This window comes from Colwellia marinimaniae (genome assembly GCF_002207865.1).
GTDB lineage: Bacteria > Pseudomonadota > Gammaproteobacteria > Enterobacterales > Alteromonadaceae > Colwellia > Colwellia marinimaniae.
Genome location: NZ_BDQM01000515.1, coordinates 1 through 236 on the forward strand (window position 1 = coordinate 1; position 236 = coordinate 236).

The window sequence follows — 236 nt, forward strand, 5'->3', positions numbered from 1 at the left end:
ACTTTTCTCTTTACCAAAACAAATGACAAGAGTCTGGTTCAGAAGATAAATCGCTCTAAAGCTTCAGTTGAAGATATTAAGAACAGCCTCGCAGATGACGAATCATTGGGATTCCCATCTTTTTTGTTTGTTGAAGGCGACACCATTGGTTTTGCCAGAACTGTTTTCGGGCCGACCACATCCGATCTGACAGCTTTTTTAATCGGGAAAGGAATGTCATTAAGCAGTGGAGAGCG

General features: G+C 41.9%; 1 protein-coding gene. It reads left to right on the top strand.

Features of this window, described 5'->3' with window-relative positions:
- Positions 1-236: RexA family antiphage protein (locus MTCD1_RS20310; protein WP_438819315.1), on the top strand; the 236-nt coding region annotated here is incomplete at both ends.